We start from the raw sequence: 24,012 nt of genomic DNA, 5'->3' as shown, positions 1-24,012 counted from the left end.
TTACCCTACCCCCGTTCCGGAGGTGCCATGAACGCGACCGACCAGGATCCGAAACGCCTGTTTGTCCTGGACACCAATGTCCTGATGCACGACCCCACGGCGCTGTTCCGGTTCAAGGAACACGACATCTTCCTGCCCATGGTCGTGCTCGAGGAGCTGGATCGCGGCAAGAAGGGGGTTTCCGAGGTCGCGCGCAACGTGCGCCAGGTCTCGCGCTTCATCGACGAACTCACCACCGGCGCGCAGCACGAACAGATCGCCGCCGGGCTGCCCCTGCAGGCCGACTCCCTCAGCGAATCGACGTTCGCACCCAGCGGCCGCCTGTTCTTCCAGACCCGCAATCTCAACGCCAGCCTGCCGGCCTCCCTGCCGGGGTCCTCGGCCGACAACGACATCCTCGCCACCGCCCAGGCGCTGAAGTCGGAATACCCCGATACCCCGGTCACGCTGGTATCCAAGGACATCAACCTGCGCATCAAGGCCGCGGTGATCGGCCTGCACGCGGAGGACTATTACAACGACCAGGTGCTGGACGATGTCAGCCTGCTGTTCTCGGGCATGACCGAGCTGCCGGCGGATTTCTGGGAGACGCACGGCACCAGGATGGACTCCTGGCAGGAATCCGGGCGTACCTACTATCGCGTGACCGGGCCGCTGGTCAGCGAGTGGCAGCCCAACCAGTTCGTCTACCGCGAGGGGGAGAACCCGCTATCCGCGATCGTGCTGGAGATCGACCAGCCGAACGAGTCCGCGGTGATCGAGCTGGTTGACGACTACATGACCCCGCGTCACAGCGTCTGGGGCATCAATGCCCGCAATCGCGAACAGAACTACGCACTCAACCTGCTGATGGATCCCGAGGTGGATTTCGTCTCCCTGCTGGGCGCCGCCGGTACCGGCAAGACCCTGCTGACCCTGGCCGCCGGCCTCGCGCAGACGCTGGAGGACAACACCTACAAGGAGATCATCATGACCCGGGTCACGGTCCCGGTGGGCGAGGACATCGGATTCCTGCCCGGGACCGAGGAAGAGAAGATGACACCCTGGATGGGGGCGCTGATGGACAACCTGGAGGTGTTGTCCAAGTCCGAGGGCGCCGGGGAATGGGGCCGTGCGGCGACCAACGACGTGCTGACCAGCCGCATCAAGATCCGCTCGCTGAATTTCATGCGCGGACGCACCTTCCTCAATCGCTACATCATCCTGGACGAGGCGCAGAACCTGACCTCGAAGCAGATGAAGACCCTGATCACCCGCGCCGGACCGGGGACCAAGGTGGTGGCGCTGGGCAACATCGCGCAGATCGACACCCCGTACCTGACCGAGACCTCGTCCGGCCTGACCTACGTGGTGGACCGCTTCCGCAACTGGACCCACAGCGGGCATATCACACTGACCCGCGGCGAGCGCTCGCGGCTGGCGGACTACGCCTCGAATCATCTGTAGACGGTGGGTAAGGCACGCCCGGGGGCGGCAACGGAGCGGGAAACGGGCACCGTCATTGCGAGGCCCCGCAGGGGCCGCGGCAACCTCCGGAGGCTGGTGGTGAGCCAGCTATGGAAGCAGATGGTTCCGGACGGAGTTCGCCACGTCGCTTCGCTCCCCGCGATGACGATACGAGTCCGTGTCGTTGCGAGGCCGTGACAGGCGCTGCGGCACTCTCTGGTGGCTGGCGCGGTGACGGGATCTGCTGGTTTCGGACGGAGGTTGCCGCGTCGCCTTCGGCTCCTCGCAATGACGGTGCCTGTGCTGGCGCCGATGGGTCGGCTCAGCCGTCCTCGCTGTAGCGTACGCAGGCGCGGTCGGTCTCCCACAGGGTCAGGGCATGCATGCGCAGGCCCGGGCGGTTCAGGCGTTCCGCCATCTGGCGGAAGAACCACTGCGCGATGTTCTCGGCGGTCGGGTTGACCGTGTCGAACGGCGGGACATCGTTCAGATAGCGATGATCCAGCTGCCCGGCGATCTCGCGCGCTGCGGTCTTGACCACCTTGAAGTCCACCGCCATGCCGGCGTCGTCCAGGGTCTCGGCCTGGACCTCGGCCTCCACCTTCCAGTTGTGCCCGTGCATGTTCGCGCACTGCCCCGGGTAATCGCGCAGGGTATGCGCGGAGGCAAAGTCGGTCAGGACGCGGAGGGTGTAGCGGGCACTCATGATCTTTTCCGGGCGAGCGGCCGTCGCCGGCCGGGGTTGTGTCAGCCCGCGAAGCCTAGCCGGCCGCCGTCTTCCGCGCAATTCTCCTGCCCGGATGCGTGGCGAATCGCGGCCAGCACGCCGGCGGTGTCGAGACCGCAGTCGGCCAGGATCTGCTCGCGCGAGCCGTGTTCGGTGAAGACGTCCGGGATGCCCAGGACCTGGCAGGGCAGGGTCAGGCCCTCGGCGGAAAGCCATTCCAGCACCGCGCTGCCGGCGCCTCCGGCACGGGCGTGGTCCTCGAGGGTCACGAAGCCGTCGTGGCTGGCGGCCAGTCGCGCGAGCACGTCGGTATCCAGCGGCTTGATGAAACGCATGTTCACCACGGTGGCGTCCAGCGCCTCGCCGGCGGCCAGGGCGGTGTCCAGCAGGGTGCCGAAGTTGAGGATCGCCAGGCTCCGGCCTTCGCGCACGACCTCGGCTCGGCCGACCGGCAGGGTCTCCAGGTCTTCGGGGCCACCGTCCGGCAGCTCGCCGGGCCCGCCGCCGCGCGGGTAGCGCACCGCCGCCGGACCCTCGTGGGCGTAGCCGGTGGACAGCATCTGGCGGCACTCCCGTTCGTTCGCGGGAGCCATCAGCAGCATGTTGGGGACCGTGCGCAGCAGTGCGGTGTCGAAGGTGCCGGCATGGGTCGGGCCGTCGGCGCCCACGATCCCGGCACGGTCCACCGCGAACAGCACCGGGAGATTCTGCAGGGCGACATCATGGATCACCTGGTCCATGGCCCGCTGCAGGAACGTCGAATAGATCGCGACCACGGGCTTCTGGCCCTCGCAGGCCATGCCGGCGGCCAGGGTCACCGCGTGCTGTTCGGCGATTCCGACATCGAAATAGCGTTGCGGAAACTGCTCCGAGAAGGCGACCAGGCCGGAGCCCTCGCGCATCGCCGGCGTAATACCCAGCAGGCGCTCGTCGGCCGCCGCCTGATCGCACAGCCACTGGCTGAAGATGTCGGTGTAGGTGGGAGCCTTCGGGGCCGCGGGGGCCAGGCCATTGGCCGGCTCGAACTTGGACACGCCGTGGTAGCGGCAGGGGTCTTCCTCGGCCGGTGCGTAGCCCTGGCCCTTGCGGGTGACCACATGCAGCAGTTGCGGGCCCTGGGTGGTGCGCAGGTTCTTCAGGATCGAGACCAGACCGTTGACGTCGTGTCCGTCCACCGGGCCGAAGTAGCGAAAACCCAGCTCCTCGAACAGGGTGCCGGGCACGAACATGCCCTTCATGTGTTCCTCGGCGCGCTGGGCGAAGGCCTTCATCGGCGGGACGAATTCCAGCATGCGCTTGGAACCCTCGCGTACCGAGCTGTACAGCGGGCCCGACAGCAACCGCGTGAAGTACTGATTGAGCGCGCCGACGTTGGGCGAGATCGACATGTCGTTGTCGTTCAGGATGACCAGCAGATTGCAGTCGAGGTCGCCGATGTGGTTGAGCGCCTCGAAGGCCATCCCGGCGGTCATCGCGCCGTCGCCGATCACCGCCACGTGGCGGCGGTCCAGCCCGGCGTGCTTCGCGGCCAGGGCCATGCCGGCCGCGGCACTGATGGAGGTGCTGGAGTGGCCGGCCCCGAAGGCGTCGTATTCGCTCTCCGAGCGCTTGGGGAAGCCGGCCAGGCCGCCATACTGGCGCAGACCGGCCATCCCTTCCCGGCGCCCGGTCAGGATCTTGTGGGCGTAGGCCTGATGCCCCACGTCCCAGACGATGCGGTCGTCGGGGGTGTCGAAGGCGTAGTGCAACGCGATCGCGAGCTCCACGGTCCCCAGGTTGGCGGCCAGGTGCCCACCGGTGCGCGAGACGCTCTCGATCAGGAACTGGCGCAGCTCGCCGGCGACCCCGGCGAGTTCCGAGGCCGGGCGCTCCCGCAGGTCGGCGGGCCATTGGATTGCATCCAGCAAGGGGGTTGGGGTCATCGGTGCGGGCCGGTTCAGTTCATGCGGTCGACGATGTAGCGCGCGAGGAAGCGAAGCAAGTCCGCCTCCTGGCCGAAGGGTTGCAGCTCCGCGAGGGCCTCGTCGACCAGGGCCACTGCGCGTTCGCGCGAGGCCTCCAGGCCCTGCAGCGAGGGGAAGGTGGGCTTGTGCAGCCGGGCGTCCGCGCCGCAGGCCTTGCCCAGGACCTCGGGGTCGCCCTCGACGTCGAGTACGTCGTCGCGGATCTGGAACGCCAGGCCGATGCATTCGGCATAGCGCGTCAGTCGCCCCAGCGCCTCGGGGTCCGGTGTGCCCGCCAGGGCGCCCAGCCGGACCGAGGCGCGGATCAGGGCACCCGTCTTGAGCCGGTGCATGCGCTCCAGCTCCGGCAGGTCGATGGGCTGGCCGCAGGCGCCGAGGTCGATCGCCTGACCGCCGGCCATGCCGTGCAGGCCGGCCGCCCCCGCCAGTTCGCGCACGGCGTGCAGCCCCGTCGCCCCGGGCAGTTCCGCCACGCCGCCGGTCAGCACGTCGAAGGCCAGCGCCTGCAGGGCGTCCCCGGCCAGAATGGCCGTGGCCTCGTCGAAGGCCTTGTGGCAGGTGGGGCGGCCGCGGCGCAGGTCGTCATCGTCCATCGCCGGCAGGTCGTCGTGGATCAGGGAGTAGACGTGGATCATCTCCACGGCCGCGGCCATTGCGTCCAGGGCCGCGTCCGGGGCGGCGGTGGTCCGTCCGGCCGCGTACACCAGTACCGGGCGCAGGCGTTTGCCCCCAGACAGTGTGGCGTAGCGCATGGCCTCGATCAGGCGCGTGTCCGGCGCGCCGTCTACGGCCAGGTGGCGGTCGAGAACGGCCTCGATGCGCTGCTGGTAGTGGGACAGGGCCTGTTCGGCATCGATGGCGGTCAACGGCGTTTCGCTAGAACGGGACATCGGGATCCGTGCTGTCGTTCGGCTCCGCTGTCCGGGGAACGTTCGTGTTCCCGCCGTGGTCATTCTGGGCAGAGGCGTCCGCCGGTGTTTCTTGTGCCAGGGCCTCGATGCGGCGCTGAGCATCGTCGAGGGCGCGCTGACAGCGGTTGACGAGTTCCATGCCGCGCTGGAATTCGCCCAGCGACTGCTCCAGGCCCAGCTCCCCGGACTCCATCCGGGCAACCAGGGCCTCCAGGGCTTCCAGGCTGGCTTCGAATTCCGCCGGGCTGTCGGCGCTGGAAGGGTCGGTCATGATGGATCACCGGGTCGAAAAGGTGAGAAAGTATCCGATCCGCTGCGGCGAGGAAAGACGTACCGCCGGTCCGCCCTTGATTATGGGACAGACGCCCCCATGATGCGGAGGGCTTCCGGTTGACACTGAACCGGGCGCGGACTAGAGTTTTCGTACAGTTTAGACCCAGTCTAAACCGCCGTCTGCACAGGCATTCCTGTGGTTGTGTAGAACCCATAGAGAGAAGGAGAGCACCATGGATCTGAAAGGCAGCAAGACCGAAGAAGCCCTGAAAGAGGCCTTTGCCGGCGAATCGATGGCCAATCGCCGTTACCTGTACTTCGCTTCCAAGGCGGACGTCGAAGGCTACAACGACGTGGCCACCGTGTTCCGTTCCACCGCGGAAGGCGAAACCGGCCACGCCCACGGCCACCTCGAATACCTCGAGAGCTGCGGCGACCCGGCCACCGGCCTGGAATTCGGTTCCACCTCCGCGAACCTGAAGACCGCCGTGGCTGGCGAGACCCACGAGTACACCGACATGTACCCGGGCATGGCCAAGACCGCGCGCGACGAAGGCTTCGACGAAGTCGCCGACTGGTTCGAAACCCTGGCCAAGGCGGAGCGTTCCCACGCCAACCGCTTCCAGAAGGCTCTGGACCAGCTGGACGACTGATCGTCTCCTGCCTGGGAAGTATGCGGGGCCGGTTACCGGCCCCGTTTTCCGGGAGACACGGAACAGCCTGTGGGCGGTGCCTGACGGCCGGGCCCGCATGTTGTTCCGTGTTTCCCCCGAAGCATCGTACTGATACGGACACCGGAGGGATGCATGTCTGCGCCGACGCACCAACGTGAAGGAAGTCTCGAAGCCCCGACCCGTCATCCGCTGGACTGGAAGAACCCCGAGTTCTACAACGAGGAATCGCTGTTCAGCGAACTCGAGCGGGTCTTTGATATCTGTCACGGCTGCCGTCGCTGCGTAAGCCTGTGCAACTCCTTTCCCACCCTGTTCGACCTGGTCGACGAATCCGAGACCCTGGAGGTCGACGGGGTCGACAAGAAGGATTACTGGCAGGTCGTCGATCACTGCTATCTGTGTGATCTGTGCTACCTGACCAAGTGCCCCTACGTGCCCCCGCACGAATGGAATGTGGACTTCCCGCACCTGATGCTTCGGGCCAAGGCCTTTCGTTTCCAGAACGAGGGCGCGAAGACCGCGCACAAGCTGATGTCCAGCACCGACACCGTCGGCAAGCTGGCGGGCATTCCGGTGGTCGCCGGCGCGGTCAACGCCGCGAACAAGAACGGTGCCGTGCGCAAGATGCTCGACAAGACCATGGGCGTGCACCCGGACGCCCCGGTCCCCGAATACCACTCGAAAAAGGGGCGTTCGCGCCTCGCGAAGGCCGCGAAGGGAGTCAGCAACCCCGAGCCAGCCGGCGCCACCCAGGGCAAGGTCGCCCTCTATGCGACCTGCTACGGCAACTACAACGAGCCGCACCTGGTCGAGGACCTGGTCAAGGTCTTCGAGCACAACGGCATCGAAGTCACCCTGGTCGACAAGGAACAGTGCTGCGGCATGCCCAAGCTGGAGCTGGGCGACCTGAAGTCGGTGGAGGCCTCCAAGGACGCCAACATCCCGGCGATGAAGCGCATGATCGACCAGGGCTACGACATCGTCGCCCCGGTGCCGTCCTGCGTGCTGATGTTCAAGCAGGAACTGCCGCTGATGTTCCCGGACGACGCCGATGTGATCGCGGTGCGCGACCGCATCTTCGACCCGTTCGAGTACCTGATGGAGCGGCACAAGGACGGCAAGCTCAACACCGATTTCCCCGAGAAGCTCGGCAAGATTGCCTACCACGCCGCCTGCCACCTGCGGGTGCAGAACATGGGGCTCAAGACCCGTGACCTGCTGAAGCTGGTGCCGGATACCGAGATCGACGTCATCGAACGCTGCTCCGGGCACGACGGTACCTATGGCGTGAAGAGCGAATTCTATGAAACGGCCAGCAAGATCTGCCGCCCGGTGGTCAGCCGCGTGCAGAAGGCCGAGTCGGATCATTACTCGAGCGACTGCCCGATGGCCGGCCACATGATCGAAAACGGGTTGCAGGGCAAGGGCGAGGACAAGGCGCCCGAGCACCCGCTGACCCTGCTGCGCCAGGCCTACGGCCTGTAGCCGCCGATCGACCCACAGGACGCGACACGGGCGGAAGACGCGCCCGGGAATGGAGAAAAGACATGGCCAGTGACAGCTACCACGAACCCGTCGAGGAACTGAGCGACGAGTCGCGCGAAATGCACCGTGCGATCGTCTCGCTGATGGAGGAACTCGAGGCGGTGGACTGGTATCAGCAGCGCATCGACGGCTGCAAGGACGAGGAGCTCAAGGCGATCCTCGCGCACAACCGGGATGAGGAGATCGAACACGCGGCGATGGTGCTGGAGTGGATCCGGCGCCATAACCCGGTATTCGACCACGAACTGAAAGACAACCTCTGGTCCGACAAGGACTACACGAAGACGGGGCACCACCACGATCACTGAGGGGTGCCGGTCCTGGCGGGCCAGTCCGACGAGACGGAGGTATCGAGATGCAGATGGAGGCAAGTGTGGACAAGCTGAGTCGTGAAGACCTGTATTCGCTGGAGAAGTACCACGAGGTACGCCCCCAGTTCCGCAGCGAAGTGATGCAGCACAAGCGGGATCGCGTGGTGCAGGTGGGTCCGGCCGTGACCCTGCATTTCGAGGATCGCAAGACCATGCAGTACCAGATCCAGGAGATGCTGCGGGTCGAGAAGATCTTCGACGCCGAGGGCATCCAGGACGAGCTCGACGCCTACAATCCGCTGATCCCGGACGGTTCCAACTGGAAGGCGACCATGATGGTCGAGTATCCGGACGTGGACGAGCGCAAGGTGCAGCTGTCCAAGCTGATCGGGATCGAGCGCAAGACCTACGTGCAGGTCGAAGGCCACGACAAGGTCTACCCGATCGCGAACGAGGACCTGGATCGCGAGACCGATGACAAGACCTCCTCGGTGCACTTCCTCCGCTTCGAGCTGACGCCGGAGATGGTCTCCGCGGCCAAGTCCGGTGCGGCCATTGCCGTGGGGGTGGAGCACGAGAACTACAGTCATCGGCTGGACGCCGTCGCCGAGGGCACGCGCGAGTCGCTCGCGGCCGACCTCGACGCCGTCAACTGACGCGGACCCTATGGCCGCTTCACGAAAGGCGCCTCCGGGCGCCTTTTTCGTTTCCGGCGCATGCCGGACTGTGGCTTCGTCTGGCCGCCTGCCTCGTGGTGGCTGGCCCTGGATCGTCGCTTGGTGTTTACGGTGGTTCCGGTCCACATACTGCCCGGCGCTGACTCGCCAGCGCGCCCCGAGTGACTTCTTTGCTCGTGCAAAGAAGTAACCAAGAAACACGCCCGACTGCCGCGACCCCGGCCCGCTGTGCGGGCCGGGGTTTCCCTCGCTCCGAGGGTTTTCGCGGGCGGCGCTGAACTCGCTGCGCCTTCGGCTCCGCTCAGACATCCAGCGCCTCTGATCCCGCGAAAACCCTCTCCGCTCGGCGCGACGACAACGGGGAGGCAGGTCCAAACAACGGCCATCCCGACGGTCTTGCCAGTGGATGAAGGCGAGGTCTTCGGACATCTTGGGCACGCTCGGCCTTCGGCCGTTGCGTGCCGCGCCCGCTAGCGGGCGCCGGGGGCTGTCGGACGGCAAGGCCGTTGTTGTGTCGTGGGGTCGGAAATCCTTCTGTCTTGACCTTCGCCTCCCGTATGGAGCCCCTCGTGGAGGGCGTGATGGGCCGGGAGAAGGCGCTGGATGTCTGAGCGGAGGCGGAGGCGCAGCGAGTTCAGCGCCGCCGGCCCAGCACGTCCGGAGCGAGGTTCCCGGGCGAAATCCGGGTGCCCTTCTTTGGGTACTTTCTTGGGCAAGCAAGAAAGTGCCTCGGGGCGCGCTGGCGAGTCAGCGCCGGGCAGGCGGCGGACCGAAGGCACGTAAACACCCGAGGCCGAACCAGGACCAGCCACCACGAGGCAGGCGGTGAGCCGAAGGCACCGTAAACGTGACCGGCGGACCAGCCGGGAAGGGGCGGGGCTGGCCGCTAAAGGGCGTCGAGGACTTCGGAGAGGCGCGAGACTGCGACGACTTCCATGCCCTTGATGGGCTTGCGCGGCGCGTTGGCCGCCGGCGCGATCGCCCGGGTATAGCCATGCTTGGCCGCCTCGCGCAGGCGCTCCTCCCCATTCGGCACCGGCCGGATCTCGCCGGCCAGCCCGACCTCGCCAAAGGCCAGCATCTCCTGCGGCAGTGGCCGGTCGCGAAAGCTGGATAGGGCGGCCGCGAGCATCGGCAGGTCGGCGGCCGTCTCGGTCACGCGCACGCCGCCGACCACATTGATGAAGACATCCTGGTCGAACAGGGCGACGCCCCCGTGCCGGTGAAGCACGGCCAGCAGCATGGTCAGGCGGTTCTGCTCCAGCCCCACGGTGATGCGCCGCGGTTGCGAGGCATGGCTCTCGGCGACCAGGGCCTGAACCTCGACCAGCAGCGGCCGCGTGCCCTCGCGAGTGACCATCACGACGCTGCCGGGCACCGGGCCCTGGTGGCGGGAGAGGAAGATTGCGGAAGGGTTGGAGACGGCCTTCAGGCCGTTCTCCAGCATCGCGAACACACCCAGTTCGTTGACGGCGCCGAAACGGTTCTTTACCGCGCGCAGCATGCGGTAGCGCCCGTCCGGGTCGCCCTCGAAATACAGCACGGTGTCGACCATATGTTCGAGGACGCGCGGCCCCGCGAGCTGGCCGTCCTTGGTCACATGACCCACCAGAATCACGGTGATGCCGCGCTGCTTGGCCAGCCGCACCAGGGCGGCGGCACTCTCGCGCACCTGGCCGACCGAGCCCGGCGCGGATTGCAGCGCGGCGGTGTAGAGCGTCTGGATGGAGTCGATCACCAGCACTCGCGGGCGTTCGCGCTCGCAGGTGGCGATCACGTTCTCCACCTGGGTCTCGGTGAGCAGGCGCAGCCCGTCGACCTCCAGACCAAGGCGCCGGGCCCGCATGCCGATCTGCTGGGCCGACTCCTCGCCGGTCACGTAGAGCGTGTCGCCGACCGGCATCATCGCCAGGGTCTGCAGCAGCAGGGTGGACTTGCCGATCCCCGGGTCGCCCCCCAGCAGCACCACCGAGCCGTGGACCAGCCCGCCACCGAGCGCGCGGTCCAGCTCCGACAGCCCGGTGCCGGTGCGCGGGACCTCGGCCAGCTCGACCTCGCCCAGCCGGGTGATGCCGGCGGCCTCGCCGGCGTAGCCGCCGCGCGGGCCGGCGCTGGCCGCCGGGGTGGCCTCCTCGAGGGTGTTCCAGGCGCCGCAGTCGCCGCACTGGCCGGCCCATTTCGGGCTGACCGCGCCGCAATCCCGGCAGACGTACTGGGTCTTTGCCTTCGCCATCAGGCTTCCTTGTTGTCGGGCGTGGCGGGCAGGTCCGGTGCGACCACGCGCACGGTGCGGATCGTGTTGTTCTTGATCTGGGCGATATCCATCACCACGCCGTTGATCTTCACGCTCACCGGTGCCTCGGGGATGCTCTCCAGGTGTTCGACGATCAGGCCGCTCAGGGTCTTGGGGCCGTCCTGCGGCAGGTCCAGACCGAGGGCGCGGTTGAGTTCGCGCAGGTGGATGCCGCCGTCGACCATGGCGGAGCCGTCTTCCTGGCGCAGCACATCGTCGCTCATCGCCGGCGAATCGGTGGTGAACTCCCCGACGATCTCCTCCAGCAGGTCTTCCAGGGTGATTAGCCCCTCGATATCGCCGTACTCGTCCACGACCAGGCCAATCCGTTTCTTCTGTTGCTGGAAGTTGATCAGCTGGCGGTTGAGTGCCGTGCCCTCGGGGATGAAATACGGGGGCGTCACCACCTGGCGCAGGTCGTCGGGGCCGAATTCGTCGCGCTCGACCAGGGGCAGCACGTCACGGCGGTGGATGAAGCCGACGATACGGTCCAGCTCGCCTTCCACCACGGGCAGGCGCGTGAAGCTCCCGTGGATCAGCTGGTCTTCGACTTCGTTCCATGGCTCGTTCAGGTCGATCACCACGATCTCGTTGCGCGGGATCATGATGTCCTCGACCGTGGTGCGCTCGAGGTCCAGCAGGTTCAGCAGCATGCGCTGGTGATTGGCCGGGATCAGTGCGCCGGCCTCCGAGACCACGCTGCGCAGTTCATCGGTATTCAGCGCGGCGCGCTGGCCGGCGTTCATGTGCACGCCGAACAGGCGCAGCACCCCGTTGGCCATCAGGTTGATCAGCCACACCACCGGCCACATCACCTTGATCAGGCCGGAGTAGATCCAGGCGGCGGGGTAGGCGATGCGCTCACTGTGCAGGGCCGCGAGGGTCTTCGGGGCGGTCTCGGCGAAGATCAGGAGGGTCAGGGTCAGCACGCCCGTGGCGATGGCGACCCCGGTATCCCCGAACAGGCGCCAGCCGATGAAGGTGGCGATCTGCGCGATCAGGATGTTGACGAAGTTGTTGCCCAGCAGGATCAGGCCGATCAGCCGGTCCGGTTTGTCCAGCAGCCGTGCGGCCAGTTGCGCGCCGCGGTGGCCGGTCTGCGCGCGGTGGCGCATCCGGTAGCGGTTCAGCGCCATCAGCGCCGTCTCCGAGCCGGAGAAAAACGCGGACAGCAGGAACAGCACCACCAGGGCGCCGAACAGGACGGACAGCGGGATCTCTTGCAAGGGCGCGGCCTGCGGTCAGGGTTGGGGCGGACGCGGTGGCGTCGTCGGGGTCATTTCAGGCAAGGGGCGCCGGGGTGTCAAGCCGCCTCGGGGGCATTCAGATCCGCCCGAGGATGACCTCCAGCACCAGCTTGGAGCCGAAATAGGCCAGCACCAGTACGACAAACCCGCCGGTGGTCCAGGCCAGCGCGCGGGTGCCGCGCCAGCCCAGGCGCCAGCGCCCCAGCAGCAGGGTGGAGAAGATCAGCCAGGCCAGGATCGACAGCGTGGTCTTGTGCACCAGATGCTGGGCAAACAGGTTGTCCACGAACACCAGGCCGGACAGCAGGCTGAGCCCGAGGAACAGCCAGCCGATGAAGATCATCCGGAACAGCCACACCTCCATCGAGAAAAGGGGCGGCAGGGCGCGCACGAAACCCGAGGCATGGTGGTTGTGCAGCGCGCGATGCTGGGCGGCCATCACCGCGGCCTGGGCGGTCGACAGCGCGAGGAAGGCCCAGCCCAGCGCGGAAAACAGGATGTGCAGATCGATCCCCGCGGAGGTGGCATAGCGGGTATCACCGTCGCACAGCAGCGCGGTCATGGCGGCGAGCGCCGTCAACGGCAGGATCACCACGCCGAGGATGGCCAGCGGGTGGCGCCAGCTCGTCAGCCACAGCAGCGCGGCCACCAGCCACAGCGACGCCGACAGGGCGTTGCCGAGGCACAGATTGAGCCCGGTCTCGGTCAGCACCATCGGCAGCAGCGCGCCCAGATGGGCCAGCAGGGCCAGCCCCCACAGGGCCAGGGCCGCTCGTGGCTGGCCGGGCGTCAGCGGCTGGCGTCGGGCGGTGATGGCCAGGTAGCCCGCGGTGACGAGATACAGCGCGACGGCGAGGAGTCCGGTGGCAATGATCATGACGCCGGATTATCGCTGCAATGCCGGTGGATTGCACATGCCGGCGGCGGTTGCGGGTCGCCCCGCGGCGGGCCTGCATGCAAGGCCGCGAGACCGGTATACTGTCCGGTCCAGCGGTCGGCCCAAGCCCGCCGCCCGCGCACGGATCAGAAGAGGACACGCGATGTTCGACGGCCTTTCCAGCCGCCTGCAGGAGACCATGAAGCGCCTGAAAGGTCAGGCGCGGCTCACCGAGGACAACATCCAGGACGCCCTGCGCGAGGTGCGCATGGCACTGCTGGAGGCCGATGTGGCCCTGCCCGTGGTGCGCGAGTTCATCAAGGACGTCAAGGAAAAGGCGCTGGGCAAGGAGGTCATCGGCAGCCTGACGCCGGGCCAGGCCCTGATCAAGGTCGTCCATGACGAACTGATCGCGACCATGGGGGGCGAGAATGCCTCCCTGAACCTCGCCCATCAGCCGCCCGCGGTGGTGCTGGTGGCCGGTCTTCAGGGCGCGGGCAAGACCACCAGCATTGGCAAGCTCGCGCGCCTGTTGCGTGAGCGCGAGAAGAAAAAGGTCGCGGTCGTGAGCTGCGACGTCTACCGCCCGGCGGCGATCCAGCAGCTCGAGACGCTGGCGGGGCAGGTGGGTGTCACGTTCTATCCCAGCGACACCAGCCAGAAGCCCGAGGCGATCGCTGATGACGCGGTGGCCCGCGCCCGCCGCGAGGGGGTCGAGGTCCTGCTGGTAGACACCGCCGGCCGGCTGCATGTCGACGAGGACATGATGGCCGAGGTCCGGGCGCTGCATCAGGCGATCGACCCGATCGAGACCCTGTTTGTGGTCGATTCCATGACCGGCCAGGACGCCGCGAATACCGCGCGCGCTTTTGGCGAGGCCCTGCCGTTGACCGGCGTGGTGCTGACCAAGGCGGACGGCGACGCCCGCGGCGGTGCGGCGCTGTCGGTGCGCCAGATCACCGGGGTGCCGATCAAGTTCATCGGCATGGGCGAGCGCCCGGATGCGCTGGAGCCGTTCCATCCCGAGCGTATCGCCTCGCGCATCCTGGGCAAGGGCGATGTCCTGTCGCTGGTCGAGGAGGCCAGCCGCCAGGTCGACCAGGACCAGGCCGCGAAGCTGACCCGCAAGCTGAAGAAGGGGCGTGGTTTCGACCTGAACGACCTGCGCGATCAGCTCGGCCAGATGCAGAAGATGGGGGGCATGAGCTCCATGCTCGAGAAGCTCCCCGGTGGCGGCAAGCTGCCGGACGCCGTCAAGAACCAGGCCAGCGACAAGGAGATCGGTCGCATGATGGCGGTGATCTCGTCCATGACCGAGCACGAACGCCGCCATCCGGACGTGATCAAGGGCTCGCGCAAGCGGCGCATCGCGGCCGGGTCCGGCACCCAGATCCAGGACGTGAACCGCCTGCTCAAGCAGCACACCCAGATGAGCAAGGCGATGAAGAAGTTCTCCAAGGGCGGCGCGTCGAAGATGATGCGCGCCCTGGGGGGCAAGATGGGCGGCATGGGGGGTATGGGTGGCCCCGGCGGCGGGATGCCGTTCCGCTGATGGTCAAGGTTCGCGCGAACGACCGCCTGCAGCCGTGGGGAGCCCTGCCGCTTCCCTTGTGTTGCTGGCCGGATTCGTTATAATCGCGCGTTTTCTCGAGAAAACGGACTCACGGGGTTCAACACTACATGGTTACGATTCGCCTGCTACGCCGCGGCGCCAAGAAGCGCCCGTTTTATTCGATCGTGGTTACCGATTCCCGCGCTCGTCGCGATAGTGGCTACAAGGAGCAGATCGGGTTCTTCAATCCGGTGGCCCGCGGTCAGGAAGAGCCGCTGCGCATCGATCTCGAGCGCGTGGACTACTGGCTGGGTCACGGCGCCGGCATGTCCGAGCGCGTGAACCACCTGGTCAAGGGCTACCGCAAGCAGCAGTCCGCGGCGGCCTGAGGTCGTCCGGTCCGCTGTACTGACGCTTGGCTGCGGTCATGAACGAGGCGGGTGAGCGCATCCGCGTCGGGCGTGTCTCCGGGGTCTATGGCGTCAAGGGCTGGGTTCGGGTGTTTTCCGAGACCGAGCCGCGCGCCGCGATTACCGAGTTCCCGCAGTTGTGGATGCACTACGGGAACGACTGGCGCCTGGTCGAGATCGAAGGCGGCCGCGCGCATGGCGCGGGCGTCGTGATGAAGTTCCGCGAGGCGGCGGATCGCGACGCCGCCTACGGGTTGATTGGCGCCGAGTTGGCGATCGAACGCGACTGGCTGCCCCCGGCCGAAGAGGGCGCCTACTACTGGGCCGACCTGCTGGGCATGGCAGTCGAGAATCGCGACGGCACGGCACTGGGCACCATCTCAGGTTTTATCGAGACCGGTGCCAACGACGTGCTGGTGGTCCAGGGGGACCGAGAGCGCCTGATCCCCTGGGTGCGCGAGCAGTACGTGCTGGACGTGGACCTGGAGGCTCGCTGTGTGCGGGTCGACTGGGATCCGGATTTTTAAGCGGCGCCGGTGCGTTTCGACGTCATCACGCTGTTTCCGGAACTGGTCGCGGCGGTTGGCGAAGCCGGTGTGACCGGGCGGGCCGTCGAGCGCGGTCGACTGGAACTGAAATACTGGAATCCGCGCGCCTGGGGCGCCGGCTTCCACCAGGCCGTGGACGACCGTCCCTATGGCGGCGGGCCGGGCATGGTGATGCAGTACGCGCCGCTGGCGGCCGCGCTGGATGCGGCGGTGGCGGACGCGGAGGCCGCGCCGTACGTGATCGCGCTGACCCCGCAGGGGCGGCCGATCCGGCAGGCGATGCTGCGCGAGCTGGCGGCGCGCCCCCGGGTGGCCCTGGTCTGCGGGCGCTACGAGGGCATCGACGAGCGCTTCATCGAGGCGCGGGTCGATGAGGAATGGTCGCTCGGCGACTTCGTGCTCTCGGGCGGGGAGCTCGCGGCCATGGCGGTCGTCGATGGCTGCGCCCGTCTGCTCCCGGGGGTCCTGGGGCATGCGGACTCCGCCGAACAGGATTCCTTCAGTGCCGGGCTGCTGGATTGCCCGCACTACACCCGGCCGGAGACCGTGGCCGGGCGGGCAGTACCGCCGGTACTGCTGGGTGGCGACCATGGCGCCATCCGCCGCTGGCGCCGCCGTGAGGCGCTGGGCAGGACCTGGAGCCGGCGGCCGGACCTGCTGGCCCGGCTGGAACTCGGGGCCGAGGATGCGGCCCTGTTGGACGAATACCGTGTGAGTGGCCGGACAGGCGGCTCGCGCACCGAAAGCGATGATTGAGGTCGAGCAATGAATAACGTCATTCAGGAACTGGAAGCCGAGCAGATGAAGTCGGATGTGCCCGACTTCGGGCCCGGCGATACCGTGGTGGTGCAGGTGAAGGTGCGCGAAGGCGACCGCGAGCGCCTGCAGGCCTTCGAGGGCGCGGTGATTGCCGTGCGCAACCGCGGCCTCAACTCCGCGTTCACCCTGCGCAAGGTCTCCTACGGTAACGGTGTGGAGCGCACGTTCCAGACCCACAGCCCGCAGATCGCCGAGATCAAGGTGAAGCGCCGCGGCAAGGTGCGTCGCTCCAAGCTGTACTACCTGCGCGACCGCACCGGCAAGGCCGCCCGCATTAAGGAAGACGTCAAGGCGGCGAAGTAACGCCGGCCGGCGGGGTGCGGCAAATGGCCGTGACCCCGTCACCCCTGGCTTTTCGCTATTTGATGTCGGCTGGATCGACGACCCGCAGCCAGCGCTGTCTCCTCCCCGGAGTCGCGCTGGCTTTTGCGTGGCTGGAATCCGTGAACGGCGAGCTCCTCGCCTGCGACTGGCAGGACCCGGATGATCCCCGGGAGCTGGTCCCGCTGGCCGACATCCCGGGGGCCGATCGTCGCCCGCCACCGTTTGCCCCGGACGCCTATGGCCGGGATGCGTCCGCCTGGCAGCCGACCCCCGCGGTCCCGCCGGGCAGTGCCCATGCGCGCCGCGTCTGGGCGGCACTGTCGGAGATCCCGGTCGGCGAGGTCCGCACCTATTCCGAGATTGCGGCACGCGTCGGCTCCGCACCACGGGCCGTGGGTCAGGCCTGCCGCGCCAATCCCTGGCCGTTGTTCATCCCCTGCCATCGGGTTGTGTCCTCCCGCTTTCGTCGTACTCATGATGTGGGCGGCTACGCAGGCGATCAGGTGGGCGAGCTGGCCCAGGTCAAGCGCCTGTTGCTGGCGCACGAGGGGGTTCTGAAACACGAATGATCCGGCGCCCGTCGCGTGCCGGTTTTTCTCCGTTCCTTGCGTCCTCCCGGTGATTCTTCCCGCCTCCGCGGCGGCTGGTCTGCGTGCTTTGTTCCCCCTGCGGGGAATCTTCATCTCTTTTTTCAGTTTCTTGCGTGCCCGGGCCGTGCTGAACGGCGCCTGAAAAAATTTCCCAAAACCGGGAATAGATTGGAGTGGTCCCCCGTCTGCCCCTCGGTGTTGATGCCCAAGAACCTTTCAAAAACAGACTTTTAGGAAACGCTAATATAGTCTTTTGTGTTGACAGCACGGACTCGGGTTCAGCACTCTGCTACACAGGTCCGGGCCAGATCAGTCCCGGGCTTCATCGAAAAAAACCCGTGTGATGGAGGTTTCCATGTTCAAGAAAGCATTGCTTGCGTTGCCCGTAGCAATGGCTGTTGGGGCTGCAGCTCAGGCCGGCGAGTGGCAGGACCCCAATGATGTCCTGCAGAACCTGCTGCAGAACAATCCCGATTCCGCCTACCTGCATCAGAGTGAAATGAACATCATGATGATGCCGGACAACCCCGCCCTGTGGCTGATCGACGAAGGCGAAGAACTGTTCTACGCCGAGCGTGGCCCGAACAACGTCTCCCTGGAAGGCTGCGACTTCGGCAAGGGCCCGGGCGAGCTTGAGGGTGCTTACGTCGAGCTGCCGCGCTACTTCGAAGACACCGGCAAGGTGATGGACTTCGAGATGCGCCTGGTGCACTGCATGAAGGAACTGCAGGGCTTCACCAGCGATGATCCCGCGGTGGCCCGCCGTCACGGCAACGGCTCCGACATCATGCAGCTGACCACCTATATCGCCCACCAGTCCTCCGGGATGGCGTGGAACCCGCCGCTGGATCACCCGGAAGAGCAGGCCATGCGCGACGCCGGTGAGGTGCTCTTCTTCCGCCGCGGTGGTGCGATGGACTTCAACTGCGCCTCCTGCCACGGCGATTCCGGCAAGCAGATCCGCGCCTCCGTGCTGCCCGAAATGCGCAATGGCCAAGAATGGACCAAGGCTGTCTCCTGGCCCGCCCACCGCGCTGGCCACGACAACGTGCGTAGCCAGAACCACCGTATCCGCGGTTGCGTGTGGCAGATGCGTCACGCCGGTATCAAGGCGGACACCCCGGTCAACACCGCTCTGATCTCGTTCTGGAACGATGCGGCGCGCGGCGAACCGGCCGTCCTGCCCGACCTGAAGCGGTAACCTACGGACGCAATAGGAGACACCAAGTATGTTTAAGAAGAATGCTGTTGCGGCCGGCATGGCCGCGTTCGCATCCGTCGCCCTGACCGCAGGTTGCGCTGTCGCCGACGGGAGCAAGGGTTCGGATGTCGACATCACCGCGATGAGCGCCGAGGAACTCGCCGAACACCTCATCTTCGAGACGGACAGCTTCCGTGATCAGGAGATGCAGGAAGGCGGTACCTGGCGTGATCGCATGACCCAGGATGAACTGCAGAAGGCCTGCTCCATGGAAGGTGACCCGGACGGCGAGACCGCCGGCCGTGTGGTCGCGATGGCGCGTGCGTCCTACGAGGCACCGGAAAGCATCGAGCTGGGCGACTGGCGCAAGGGTGCCGAACTGGCCGACTCCGGCTACGGCTACCGCCAGGGTCACCGTACGGATGACCACAGCCAGCGCGAGGCGGGTGGCAACTGCTACAACTGCCACGTGTTCGATCCGCGCGTGTCCGAGCAGGGCACGATCGGCCCGAGCCTGCAGAACTACGGTGCCAACCGTGGCACCAGCGAAGCCGTCCTGCGCTACGTGCACGAGGTGATTTCCAATCCTCACCAGTACTTCCCGTGCACGCAGATGCCGCGCTTCAACTCCGACCGTCACCAGCTCCTGAGCGACGAGCAGATCAGCCATATCATGGCCTACCTGCTGGATCCGGAGTCGCCGGTCAACAACCAGTAAGCCATTTGCTGGATCGGGGCAGTCCGCAAGGACTGCCCTTTTTTGAGTCCCCGCGCAGGGTTGCGGGGATTCAGAAAAGGGTCCCATCGCGCTCGGCCTCCCGTCCGCGCGCGGGTCCCGGACGGGAACGAGACGCTCCAGCCATCAGGGCAGCCGGGCTGAATGCCTTGAGGCGCTGGTCTCACCGCGGGCAAGAAGCGGCAACAGCCGACGCAAGAGGAGATATCAGGGATGCTCAGTAACAAGACAGTGGGGGCGAGCTTGGCCATCGTGGCGTCGACGGCGCTGATTGCAGGCTGCGACGGCTGGATGGGCGAGCGAGGCGGCGAAGTCGATATTACGGCGATGACCGCCGAAGAGTATGCGGAATACCTCGTGCTGGAGACGGACAGCTACAGCTTCGAGCAGGAGGCACAGGAGGGTGGATCAGCCCGGGACCGTATGGTCCAGGATGGCATCCAGGCGGCCTGTTCGCTCGAAGGCGAGCCGGATGCCGATACGGCCGGCGAGGTCATCGCGATGGCGCGCGAGAGCTACGAAGAGCCGCCGGGCGGCCCGCGCCTGGGGAACTGGCGTCGGGGTGCCGAGCTGGCGCGTTCCGGTTACGGCTATCGGATCGGTCATCGCAATGACGACCACGGTACCCGCGAGCCGGGCGGCAACTGCTATGCCTGCCACCAGATGGATCCAGCCGAGGAGCTCTACGGCACGCTGGGCCCAAGCCTGGCGGGTTACGGGGCCACCCGTGGAACCGACAGCTCGGTCGTGAATTACGTGCATCAGGTGGTGTCCAACCCCCACCAGTACTTCCCGTGCACCAAGATGCCGCGCTTTGGCCACAACAACTTCCTGACCGAAGAGCAGATCGCGCACGTGATGGCGTATCTGCTGGACCCGGAGTCTCCGGTCAACCAGTAAACCGGTCACACGGTCGAGGGCGGTCGCTATCGGCTGCCCTTCTTGAGCCACCGCGGGTACGCTCGCGGTGGCTTTTTGTTTGAGGGACGCATGCTCAGCTACCAACACGACTATCACGCCGGCAATTTCGCCGATGTGCACAAGCACCTGGTCCTCTGGCAGGTTCTGGAATCCCTGCGCGGTCGCGACAAGCCCTTCGTGGCACTGGACCTGCACGGGGGTGCCGGCGGGTACGACCTGACCGGTGCGCGGGCGCGCAAGACCGACGAGGCCGCGGCCGGTATCGCCCGCCTGTGGGCGACGGAACAGCCCTTGCCCTCGGGCGTGCGGGAGTTTCTCGGCACGCTGCGGTCTATGCAGCCCCGGCCCCCGCGTCTGACGGAGTACCCGGGATCCCCTTTGCTGATCCAGGCGCGGCTGCGCGAACGCGATCAACTGATCGCCTGCGAGCTGCATCCCGAGGCATACGGACGTCTGCGGGCGCGGTTGGCGGGGGATCCGCGCTGTCACGTGCACAAACGCGACGCGCGCGAGGCCGCGCGGGCCTTGTTTCCCCCGGAGCCGCGCCGTGGCCTGGCCTTGCTGGACCCCTCCTACGAGCGCGGGGCCGAGTATCGCGAAGTGGCCGAGATGGTGACCACGATCCGCCGGCGCTGGAACACGGGGATCATCCTGATCTGGTATCCGATCCTCGCGGGCCGGCCGGATCACGCGATGCGCGAGCACTTGAGAGCCGAACTGGAGGATCCGTGGCTGGCCAGCGAGCTGCGCATCGCGCCTGACCCCGAACGCCACATGGGGCTGGCGGGTTCCGGGATGCTGGTGCTGCGGCCCCCGTGGCAACTGGAGGCGCATCTCCCCGAGCTGCTGGCGCCGGTGTGGCAGGTCCTGGATCCGGAGGGTGCCGGTGGGCTCTACCAGGCCGCTGTCCTTGAAAACGGCGCGGGTGACCCAACCTTGCGACGTGTCGAGATCAATCAAGGGACGAGCAGGCCATGAGTGAAACCCAGACCGCACCGCAACCCGAGACCCGCCGCTTCGAGACCGAGGTCAGTCAGCTCCTGCAGCTGATGATCCACTCGCTGTACTCCAACCGCGAGATCTTCCTGCGCGAGCTGATCTCCAATGGCGCCGATGCCTGTGACAAGCTGCGCTTCGAGGCCCTGGCCCAGCCGGAGGCGATTCCGCAGCCGGCGGAACTGGCGATCGACGTCGAGGTGGATCCGGAGGCGCGCACGGTGACGGTGCGCGACAACGGCATCGGCATGTCCCGGGACGAGGTGGTCGAGCATATCGGGACTATTGCGCGTTCCGGCACCAAGGCGTTTCTCGAGAAGCTGACCGGGGACCAGAAAAAGGACTCGCAGTTGATCGGCCAGTTCGGGGTGGGCTTCTATTCCTCGTTCATCGTGGCCGATGAGGTGCGCCTGGAGACCCGCCGAGCCGGCAGTGAGCCGGATGCGGGTACCCGCTGGGAGTCACGGGGCGACGGCGAATACACCATCACTGCCTGCGAGCGCACCGAGGCTGGCACCGAGATTACGTTGACGCTGAAGGAAGACGCCGACGAATTCCTCGAGCCCATGCGCCTGCGCCACATCATCGGGCGGTATTCGGATCATGTGGCATTCCCGATCCGCATGCGCAAGTCGGATGACGAGGGCAACCCGACCGATGAATGGGAGACGGTCAACCGCGCCAGCGCGCTGTGGACCCGTTCGAAGAGCGAGATCAGCGACGAGGAGTACCAGGAGTTCTACAAGCACGTCGCGCACGACTTCGAGGACCCGATTGCCTGGACGCATAACCACGTCGAGGGGCGCCAGGAGTACACGACGCTGTTCTACATCCCGAAGCGGGCCCCGTTTGACCTGTGGGACCGCGATGCCCGTCACGGGGTCAAGCTCTACGTGAAGCGCGTGTTCATCATGGACGACGCGGAAAAGCTGCTGCCCAACTACCTGCGCTTCGTGCGCGGTGTGGTGGACTCGGCCGACCTGCCGCTGAACGTCTCGCGCGAGATCCTGCAGGACAACCGCCTGGTCGACTCGATCCGCTCCGGCTCGGTGAAGAAGATCCTCGGGCTTCTGCAGTCCATCGCCGACAACGAACCCGAGAAATACGCCGAGATCTGGAAGAACTTCGGGCGGGTGTTGAAGGAAGGCCCCGGCGAGGACTTCGCCAATCAGGAGACCATCGCGAAGCTGCTGCGCTTTGCCAGCACCCAAAACAGTGACGACACCCAGAACGTGGCGCTGGCGGACTACATCGAGCGCATGAAGGACGGTCAGGAGGCGATCTACGTGATCACCGCCGATAATGCCTCCGCCGCGCGCAACAGCCCGCATCTGGAGGTGTTCCGCAAGCACGGGATCGAGGTGCTGCTGCTGTCCGACCGGGTCGACGAATGGCTGCTGTCGCACCTGCGCGAGTTCGATGGCAAGGCGATCAAGAATGTTGCCAAGGGCGACCTGGACCTCGACAAGATCATCGGCGAGGAGGCAGACCCGAAGAGTGGTAGCGACGAGCCGGCGGGCGACGACGATCTGGGCGATCTGCCCGAACGCCTGCAGCAGGCGCTGGGCGATCGGGTCGACAGTGTGCGCGCCTCGCGGCGGCTGGTGGAGTCTCCGGCCTGCATCGTGCTCGGCGAGCACGAGATGGCGCTGTACCTGCAGGAACTGCTCAAGCAGGCCGGCCAGGAGACCTTCTCCGGCAAGCCGGTACTGGAGGTCAACCCGGGGCACCCCCTGGTCGAGCGTCTGAAGGCCGCCGAAGGAGACGACTTCAACGACCTCGCCTCGCTGCTGTTCGAGCAGTCCCTGCTGGCCGAAGGCGGGCAACTGGAGGACCCGACCGGGTTCGTCGCGCGGCTCAATCGCCTCCTGTTGCAGAAGGCCGCCTGACCCGATTGGCCACCCGCCGGAAACCGTATCGCCGGCGGGTGGACCTGACGCGCGGCCCTGTTCCGCGTTACCCTTACAAGTTCATGTATTAAGAGGGCAAAGCCCATGCAAGTCGCGCAGAACGCCGTGGTGGCCATCCACTACACCCTGACCAACGACGCTGGCGAGAAGATCGACAGCTCCGAAGGCCGCGAGCCGCTGGCCTACCTGCACGGGAACGGCCAGATCGTCCCGGGCCTGGAGAAGGAGCTGGAAGGCAAGGCCGCCGGTGACAAGGTCCAGGCCAAGGTCTCCCCGGCAGAAGGCTATGGCGAGAAGATCGATGCCATGGTCCAGGAGATCCCGATGGATGCGTTCCAGGGCGTCGAATCCGTCGAGCCGGGCATGCAATTCCAGGCGCAGACCGAAAACGGCCCGCTGACCGTCACCGTGACCAAGGTCGAGGGCGATACCGCCACGGTCGACGGGAACCACCCGCTGGCCGGCGAGACCCTGAACTTCGACGTCGAGATCGTCGAGGTCCGCGAGGCCTCCGCCGAAGAGCTGGAACACGGCCACGCCCACGGCGAGGGCGGTCACCAGCACTGAGCGAGTCCGGGCCTGTTGTGCGCGGCAGCATCGCGCCTGCAGGCTCGCCAGGCTCTGCCCCAGGCCCCGCAAACGCGGGGCCTGTTTTGTTTGGGGGGGGGAGCCAAGCTGGAGGGGGCGGCTGGTTCGACGTTGTCGAAGGCACTCCCGCAGTATTGGTAATGGTGTTGCAAACCATTCTCAATCATCGTATCGTCCGCTCAGTACTCAGGATAGGTCGAGGAAGGCGATGATCGTCTGCATCTGCAAATCCGTTCGCGAACGCGATATCCGGGAGCTGATCGACTCCAGTCAGGAAGGCCTGCGCATGCGGGATCTCCGGGATCGGCTGGGTGTGAGTTCCGAATGCGGTAAATGCGCGCGTCGCGCCAATTGCCTGCTGAAGGGGTGTTCCCGCGATCCCGCCGCGAATGTGCTGCAGGTCTCCGGCGGGCGCGGTACCCCCGCGCCGCTCGAGCCGGTTTCCCGGCCTGAACCCGCCGTCGCCCTGTAG

The 24,012-nt window shown here is 66.5% G+C and carries 25 protein-coding genes; 18 read left to right on the top strand and 7 right to left on the bottom strand.

Going from position 1 to position 24,012, the window contains the following annotated elements:
* Window positions 1–27: 27 nt before the first annotated feature.
* Window positions 28–1,446 carry a PhoH family protein gene (locus D106_RS0110145; protein WP_018876072.1) on the top strand — a complete coding sequence of 473 codons (1,419 nt, stop codon included), beginning with the start codon at window positions 28–30 and terminating at the stop codon, window positions 1,444–1,446.
* 322 nt (window positions 1,447–1,768) lie between these two features.
* Here D106_RS0110145 and queD read toward each other — a convergent pair whose 3' ends face one another.
* The 4 genes from queD to D106_RS0110125 are packed head-to-tail and all read right to left on the bottom strand — an operon-like array spanning window position 1,769 to window position 5,319.
* Entirely contained in the window at window positions 1,769–2,152 is a 384-nt protein-coding gene (gene queD, locus D106_RS0110140) for a 6-carboxytetrahydropterin synthase QueD (RefSeq protein WP_018865805.1), read from the bottom strand.
* Window positions 2,153–2,193: 41 nt separating this feature from the next.
* Window positions 2,194–4,095, bottom strand: a complete 1,902-nt coding sequence (dxs, locus tag D106_RS0110135; RefSeq protein WP_019584089.1) for a 1-deoxy-D-xylulose-5-phosphate synthase — start codon at window positions 4,093–4,095, stop codon at window positions 2,194–2,196.
* Window positions 4,096–4,109: 14 nt separating this feature from the next.
* Window positions 4,110–5,003 carry a (2E,6E)-farnesyl diphosphate synthase gene (ispA, locus tag D106_RS0110130; protein WP_018879960.1) on the bottom strand — a complete coding sequence of 298 codons (894 nt, stop codon included), beginning with the start codon at window positions 5,001–5,003 and terminating at the stop codon, window positions 4,110–4,112.
* A 10-nt stretch (window positions 5,004–5,013) separates the two neighbouring features.
* Window positions 5,014–5,319 (bottom strand): exodeoxyribonuclease VII small subunit, encoded by a 306-nt coding sequence (locus tag D106_RS0110125; RefSeq protein WP_017940770.1) that lies wholly within the window; start codon window positions 5,317–5,319, stop codon window positions 5,014–5,016.
* Between the two features lie 235 nt (window positions 5,320–5,554).
* Here D106_RS0110125 and D106_RS0110120 point away from each other — a divergent pair, with 235 nt between their 5' ends.
* The 4 genes from D106_RS0110120 (at window position 5,555) to D106_RS0110105 (ending at window position 8,507) form a co-directional block, all read left to right on the top strand.
* Window positions 5,555–5,974, top strand: coding sequence for a rubrerythrin family protein (locus D106_RS0110120; protein ID WP_017940769.1), 420 nt, complete (start codon window positions 5,555–5,557; stop codon window positions 5,972–5,974).
* 153 nt (window positions 5,975–6,127) lie between these two features.
* Window positions 6,128–7,480 carry a heterodisulfide reductase-related iron-sulfur binding cluster gene (locus tag D106_RS0110115; protein WP_018876076.1) on the top strand — a complete coding sequence of 451 codons (1,353 nt, stop codon included), beginning with the start codon at window positions 6,128–6,130 and terminating at the stop codon, window positions 7,478–7,480.
* A 62-nt stretch (window positions 7,481–7,542) separates the two neighbouring features.
* Window positions 7,543–7,848 (top strand): encapsulin-associated ferritin-like protein, encoded by a 306-nt coding sequence (locus D106_RS0110110; protein ID WP_018142071.1) that lies wholly within the window; start codon window positions 7,543–7,545, stop codon window positions 7,846–7,848.
* Window positions 7,849–7,895: 47 nt separating this feature from the next.
* Window positions 7,896–8,507 carry a DUF3501 family protein gene (locus D106_RS0110105; RefSeq protein ID WP_018876077.1) on the top strand — a complete coding sequence of 204 codons (612 nt, stop codon included), beginning with the start codon at window positions 7,896–7,898 and terminating at the stop codon, window positions 8,505–8,507.
* Window positions 8,508–9,414: 907 nt separating this feature from the next.
* On the opposite strand, the gene radA is transcribed toward D106_RS0110105, so the two are convergent.
* From radA to D106_RS0110090, 3 genes are all read right to left on the bottom strand, one after another.
* The gene (gene radA / locus D106_RS0110100; protein WP_018879959.1) at window positions 9,415–10,761 is read right to left on the bottom strand and encodes a DNA repair protein RadA; all 1,347 of its coding nucleotides are present in this window, start codon (window positions 10,759–10,761) and stop codon (window positions 9,415–9,417) included.
* A complete protein-coding gene (locus D106_RS0110095) occupies window positions 10,761–12,047 on the bottom strand; it encodes an HlyC/CorC family transporter (protein WP_018879958.1) in 1,287 nt (428 codons plus the stop codon). The genes radA and D106_RS0110095 overlap by 1 nt, the downstream gene beginning before the upstream one ends.
* 97 nt (window positions 12,048–12,144) lie before the next feature.
* Window positions 12,145–12,945 (bottom strand): inner membrane protein YpjD, encoded by an 801-nt coding sequence (locus D106_RS0110090; RefSeq protein ID WP_018876079.1) that lies wholly within the window; start codon window positions 12,943–12,945, stop codon window positions 12,145–12,147.
* Window positions 12,946–13,108: 163 nt separating this feature from the next.
* Here D106_RS0110090 and ffh point away from each other — a divergent pair, with 163 nt between their 5' ends.
* The 13 genes from ffh to D106_RS0110025 all read left to right on the top strand — a co-directional run bounded on the left by ffh (window position 13,109) and on the right by D106_RS0110025 (window position 24,012).
* Entirely contained in the window at window positions 13,109–14,497 is a 1,389-nt protein-coding gene (gene ffh, locus D106_RS0110085; RefSeq protein WP_018879957.1) for a signal recognition particle protein, read from the top strand.
* Between the two features lie 128 nt (window positions 14,498–14,625).
* Window positions 14,626–14,886, top strand: a complete 261-nt coding sequence (rpsP, locus tag D106_RS0110080) for a 30S ribosomal protein S16 (RefSeq protein WP_018865796.1) — start codon at window positions 14,626–14,628, stop codon at window positions 14,884–14,886.
* A 38-nt stretch (window positions 14,887–14,924) separates the two neighbouring features.
* Window positions 14,925–15,434 carry a ribosome maturation factor RimM gene (rimM, locus tag D106_RS0110075; protein WP_018865795.1) on the top strand — a complete coding sequence of 170 codons (510 nt, stop codon included), beginning with the start codon at window positions 14,925–14,927 and terminating at the stop codon, window positions 15,432–15,434.
* Between the two features lie 9 nt (window positions 15,435–15,443).
* On the top strand, window positions 15,444–16,211 hold the full coding sequence (trmD, locus tag D106_RS0110070; RefSeq protein WP_018879956.1) for a tRNA (guanosine(37)-N1)-methyltransferase TrmD: 768 nt from the start codon (window positions 15,444–15,446) through the stop codon (window positions 16,209–16,211).
* Window positions 16,212–16,220: 9 nt separating this feature from the next.
* A complete protein-coding gene (rplS, locus tag D106_RS0110065) occupies window positions 16,221–16,577 on the top strand; it encodes a 50S ribosomal protein L19 (protein WP_018865793.1) in 357 nt (118 codons plus the stop codon).
* A 23-nt stretch (window positions 16,578–16,600) separates the two neighbouring features.
* Window positions 16,601–17,167 carry a methylated-DNA--[protein]-cysteine S-methyltransferase gene (locus D106_RS0110060; RefSeq protein WP_026280643.1) on the top strand — a complete coding sequence of 189 codons (567 nt, stop codon included), beginning with the start codon at window positions 16,601–16,603 and terminating at the stop codon, window positions 17,165–17,167.
* 412 nt (window positions 17,168–17,579) lie between these two features.
* Window positions 17,580–18,389, top strand: a complete 810-nt coding sequence (soxA, locus tag D106_RS0110055; RefSeq protein WP_018876082.1) for a sulfur oxidation c-type cytochrome SoxA — start codon at window positions 17,580–17,582, stop codon at window positions 18,387–18,389.
* A gap of 28 nt (window positions 18,390–18,417) precedes the next feature.
* Window positions 18,418–19,107, top strand: coding sequence for a sulfur oxidation c-type cytochrome SoxX (gene soxX / locus D106_RS0110050; protein ID WP_018879954.1), 690 nt, complete (start codon window positions 18,418–18,420; stop codon window positions 19,105–19,107).
* Window positions 19,108–19,338: 231 nt separating this feature from the next.
* Window positions 19,339–20,025, top strand: a complete 687-nt coding sequence (gene soxX, locus D106_RS0110045; RefSeq protein ID WP_018876084.1) for a sulfur oxidation c-type cytochrome SoxX — start codon at window positions 19,339–19,341, stop codon at window positions 20,023–20,025.
* Window positions 20,026–20,115: 90 nt separating this feature from the next.
* A complete protein-coding gene (locus D106_RS0110040) occupies window positions 20,116–21,024 on the top strand; it encodes a 23S rRNA (adenine(2030)-N(6))-methyltransferase RlmJ (protein ID WP_018879953.1) in 909 nt (302 codons plus the stop codon).
* Window positions 21,021–22,931, top strand: coding sequence for a molecular chaperone HtpG (htpG, locus tag D106_RS0110035; RefSeq protein WP_018879952.1), 1,911 nt, complete (start codon window positions 21,021–21,023; stop codon window positions 22,929–22,931). The genes D106_RS0110040 and htpG overlap by 4 nt, the downstream gene beginning before the upstream one ends.
* Window positions 22,932–23,036: 105 nt before the next feature.
* Complete coding sequence (locus tag D106_RS0110030) at window positions 23,037–23,519, top strand: peptidylprolyl isomerase (protein WP_018865786.1); 483 nt, start codon at window positions 23,037–23,039, stop codon at window positions 23,517–23,519.
* A gap of 229 nt (window positions 23,520–23,748) precedes the next feature.
* Window positions 23,749–24,012, top strand: a complete 264-nt coding sequence (locus D106_RS0110025) for a bacterioferritin-associated ferredoxin (RefSeq protein ID WP_018879951.1) — start codon at window positions 23,749–23,751, stop codon at window positions 24,010–24,012.

The organism is Thioalkalivibrio sp. ALE9, assembly GCF_000377445.1.
Classification (GTDB): domain Bacteria; phylum Pseudomonadota; class Gammaproteobacteria; order Ectothiorhodospirales; family Ectothiorhodospiraceae; genus Thioalkalivibrio.
Note: the sequence above shows the minus strand (reverse complement) of the source record. Positions and strands in the feature narration are given on the sequence as shown.

Coding starts and splice junctions, on each gene's coding strand:
- D106_RS0110145 (WP_018876072.1), top strand. CDS start 28: ATGAACGCGACCGACCAGGATCCGAAACGCCTGTTTGTCCTGGACACC.
- queD (WP_018865805.1), bottom strand. CDS start 2,152: ATGAGTGCCCGCTACACCCTCCGCGTCCTGACCGACTTTGCCTCCGCG.
- dxs (WP_019584089.1), bottom strand. CDS start 4,095: ATGACCCCAACCCCCTTGCTGGATGCAATCCAATGGCCCGCCGACCTG.
- D106_RS0110125 (WP_017940770.1), bottom strand. CDS start 5,319: ATGACCGACCCTTCCAGCGCCGACAGCCCGGCGGAATTCGAAGCCAGC.
- D106_RS0110120 (WP_017940769.1), top strand. CDS start 5,555: ATGGATCTGAAAGGCAGCAAGACCGAAGAAGCCCTGAAAGAGGCCTTT.
- D106_RS0110115 (WP_018876076.1), top strand. CDS start 6,128: ATGTCTGCGCCGACGCACCAACGTGAAGGAAGTCTCGAAGCCCCGACC.
- D106_RS0110110 (WP_018142071.1), top strand. CDS start 7,543: ATGGCCAGTGACAGCTACCACGAACCCGTCGAGGAACTGAGCGACGAG.
- D106_RS0110105 (WP_018876077.1), top strand. CDS start 7,896: ATGCAGATGGAGGCAAGTGTGGACAAGCTGAGTCGTGAAGACCTGTAT.
- radA (WP_018879959.1), bottom strand. CDS start 10,761: ATGGCGAAGGCAAAGACCCAGTACGTCTGCCGGGATTGCGGCGCGGTC.
- D106_RS0110090 (WP_018876079.1), bottom strand. CDS start 12,945: ATGATCATTGCCACCGGACTCCTCGCCGTCGCGCTGTATCTCGTCACC.
- ffh (WP_018879957.1), top strand. CDS start 13,109: ATGTTCGACGGCCTTTCCAGCCGCCTGCAGGAGACCATGAAGCGCCTG.
- rpsP (WP_018865796.1), top strand. CDS start 14,626: ATGGTTACGATTCGCCTGCTACGCCGCGGCGCCAAGAAGCGCCCGTTT.
- rimM (WP_018865795.1), top strand. CDS start 14,925: ATGAACGAGGCGGGTGAGCGCATCCGCGTCGGGCGTGTCTCCGGGGTC.
- rplS (WP_018865793.1), top strand. CDS start 16,221: ATGAATAACGTCATTCAGGAACTGGAAGCCGAGCAGATGAAGTCGGAT.
- D106_RS0110060 (WP_026280643.1), top strand. CDS start 16,601: ATGGCCGTGACCCCGTCACCCCTGGCTTTTCGCTATTTGATGTCGGCT.
- soxA (WP_018876082.1), top strand. CDS start 17,580: ATGGCTGTTGGGGCTGCAGCTCAGGCCGGCGAGTGGCAGGACCCCAAT.
- soxX (WP_018879954.1), top strand. CDS start 18,418: ATGTTTAAGAAGAATGCTGTTGCGGCCGGCATGGCCGCGTTCGCATCC.
- soxX (WP_018876084.1), top strand. CDS start 19,339: ATGCTCAGTAACAAGACAGTGGGGGCGAGCTTGGCCATCGTGGCGTCG.
- D106_RS0110040 (WP_018879953.1), top strand. CDS start 20,116: ATGCTCAGCTACCAACACGACTATCACGCCGGCAATTTCGCCGATGTG.
- htpG (WP_018879952.1), top strand. CDS start 21,021: ATGAGTGAAACCCAGACCGCACCGCAACCCGAGACCCGCCGCTTCGAG.
- D106_RS0110030 (WP_018865786.1), top strand. CDS start 23,037: ATGCAAGTCGCGCAGAACGCCGTGGTGGCCATCCACTACACCCTGACC.
- D106_RS0110025 (WP_018879951.1), top strand. CDS start 23,749: ATGATCGTCTGCATCTGCAAATCCGTTCGCGAACGCGATATCCGGGAG.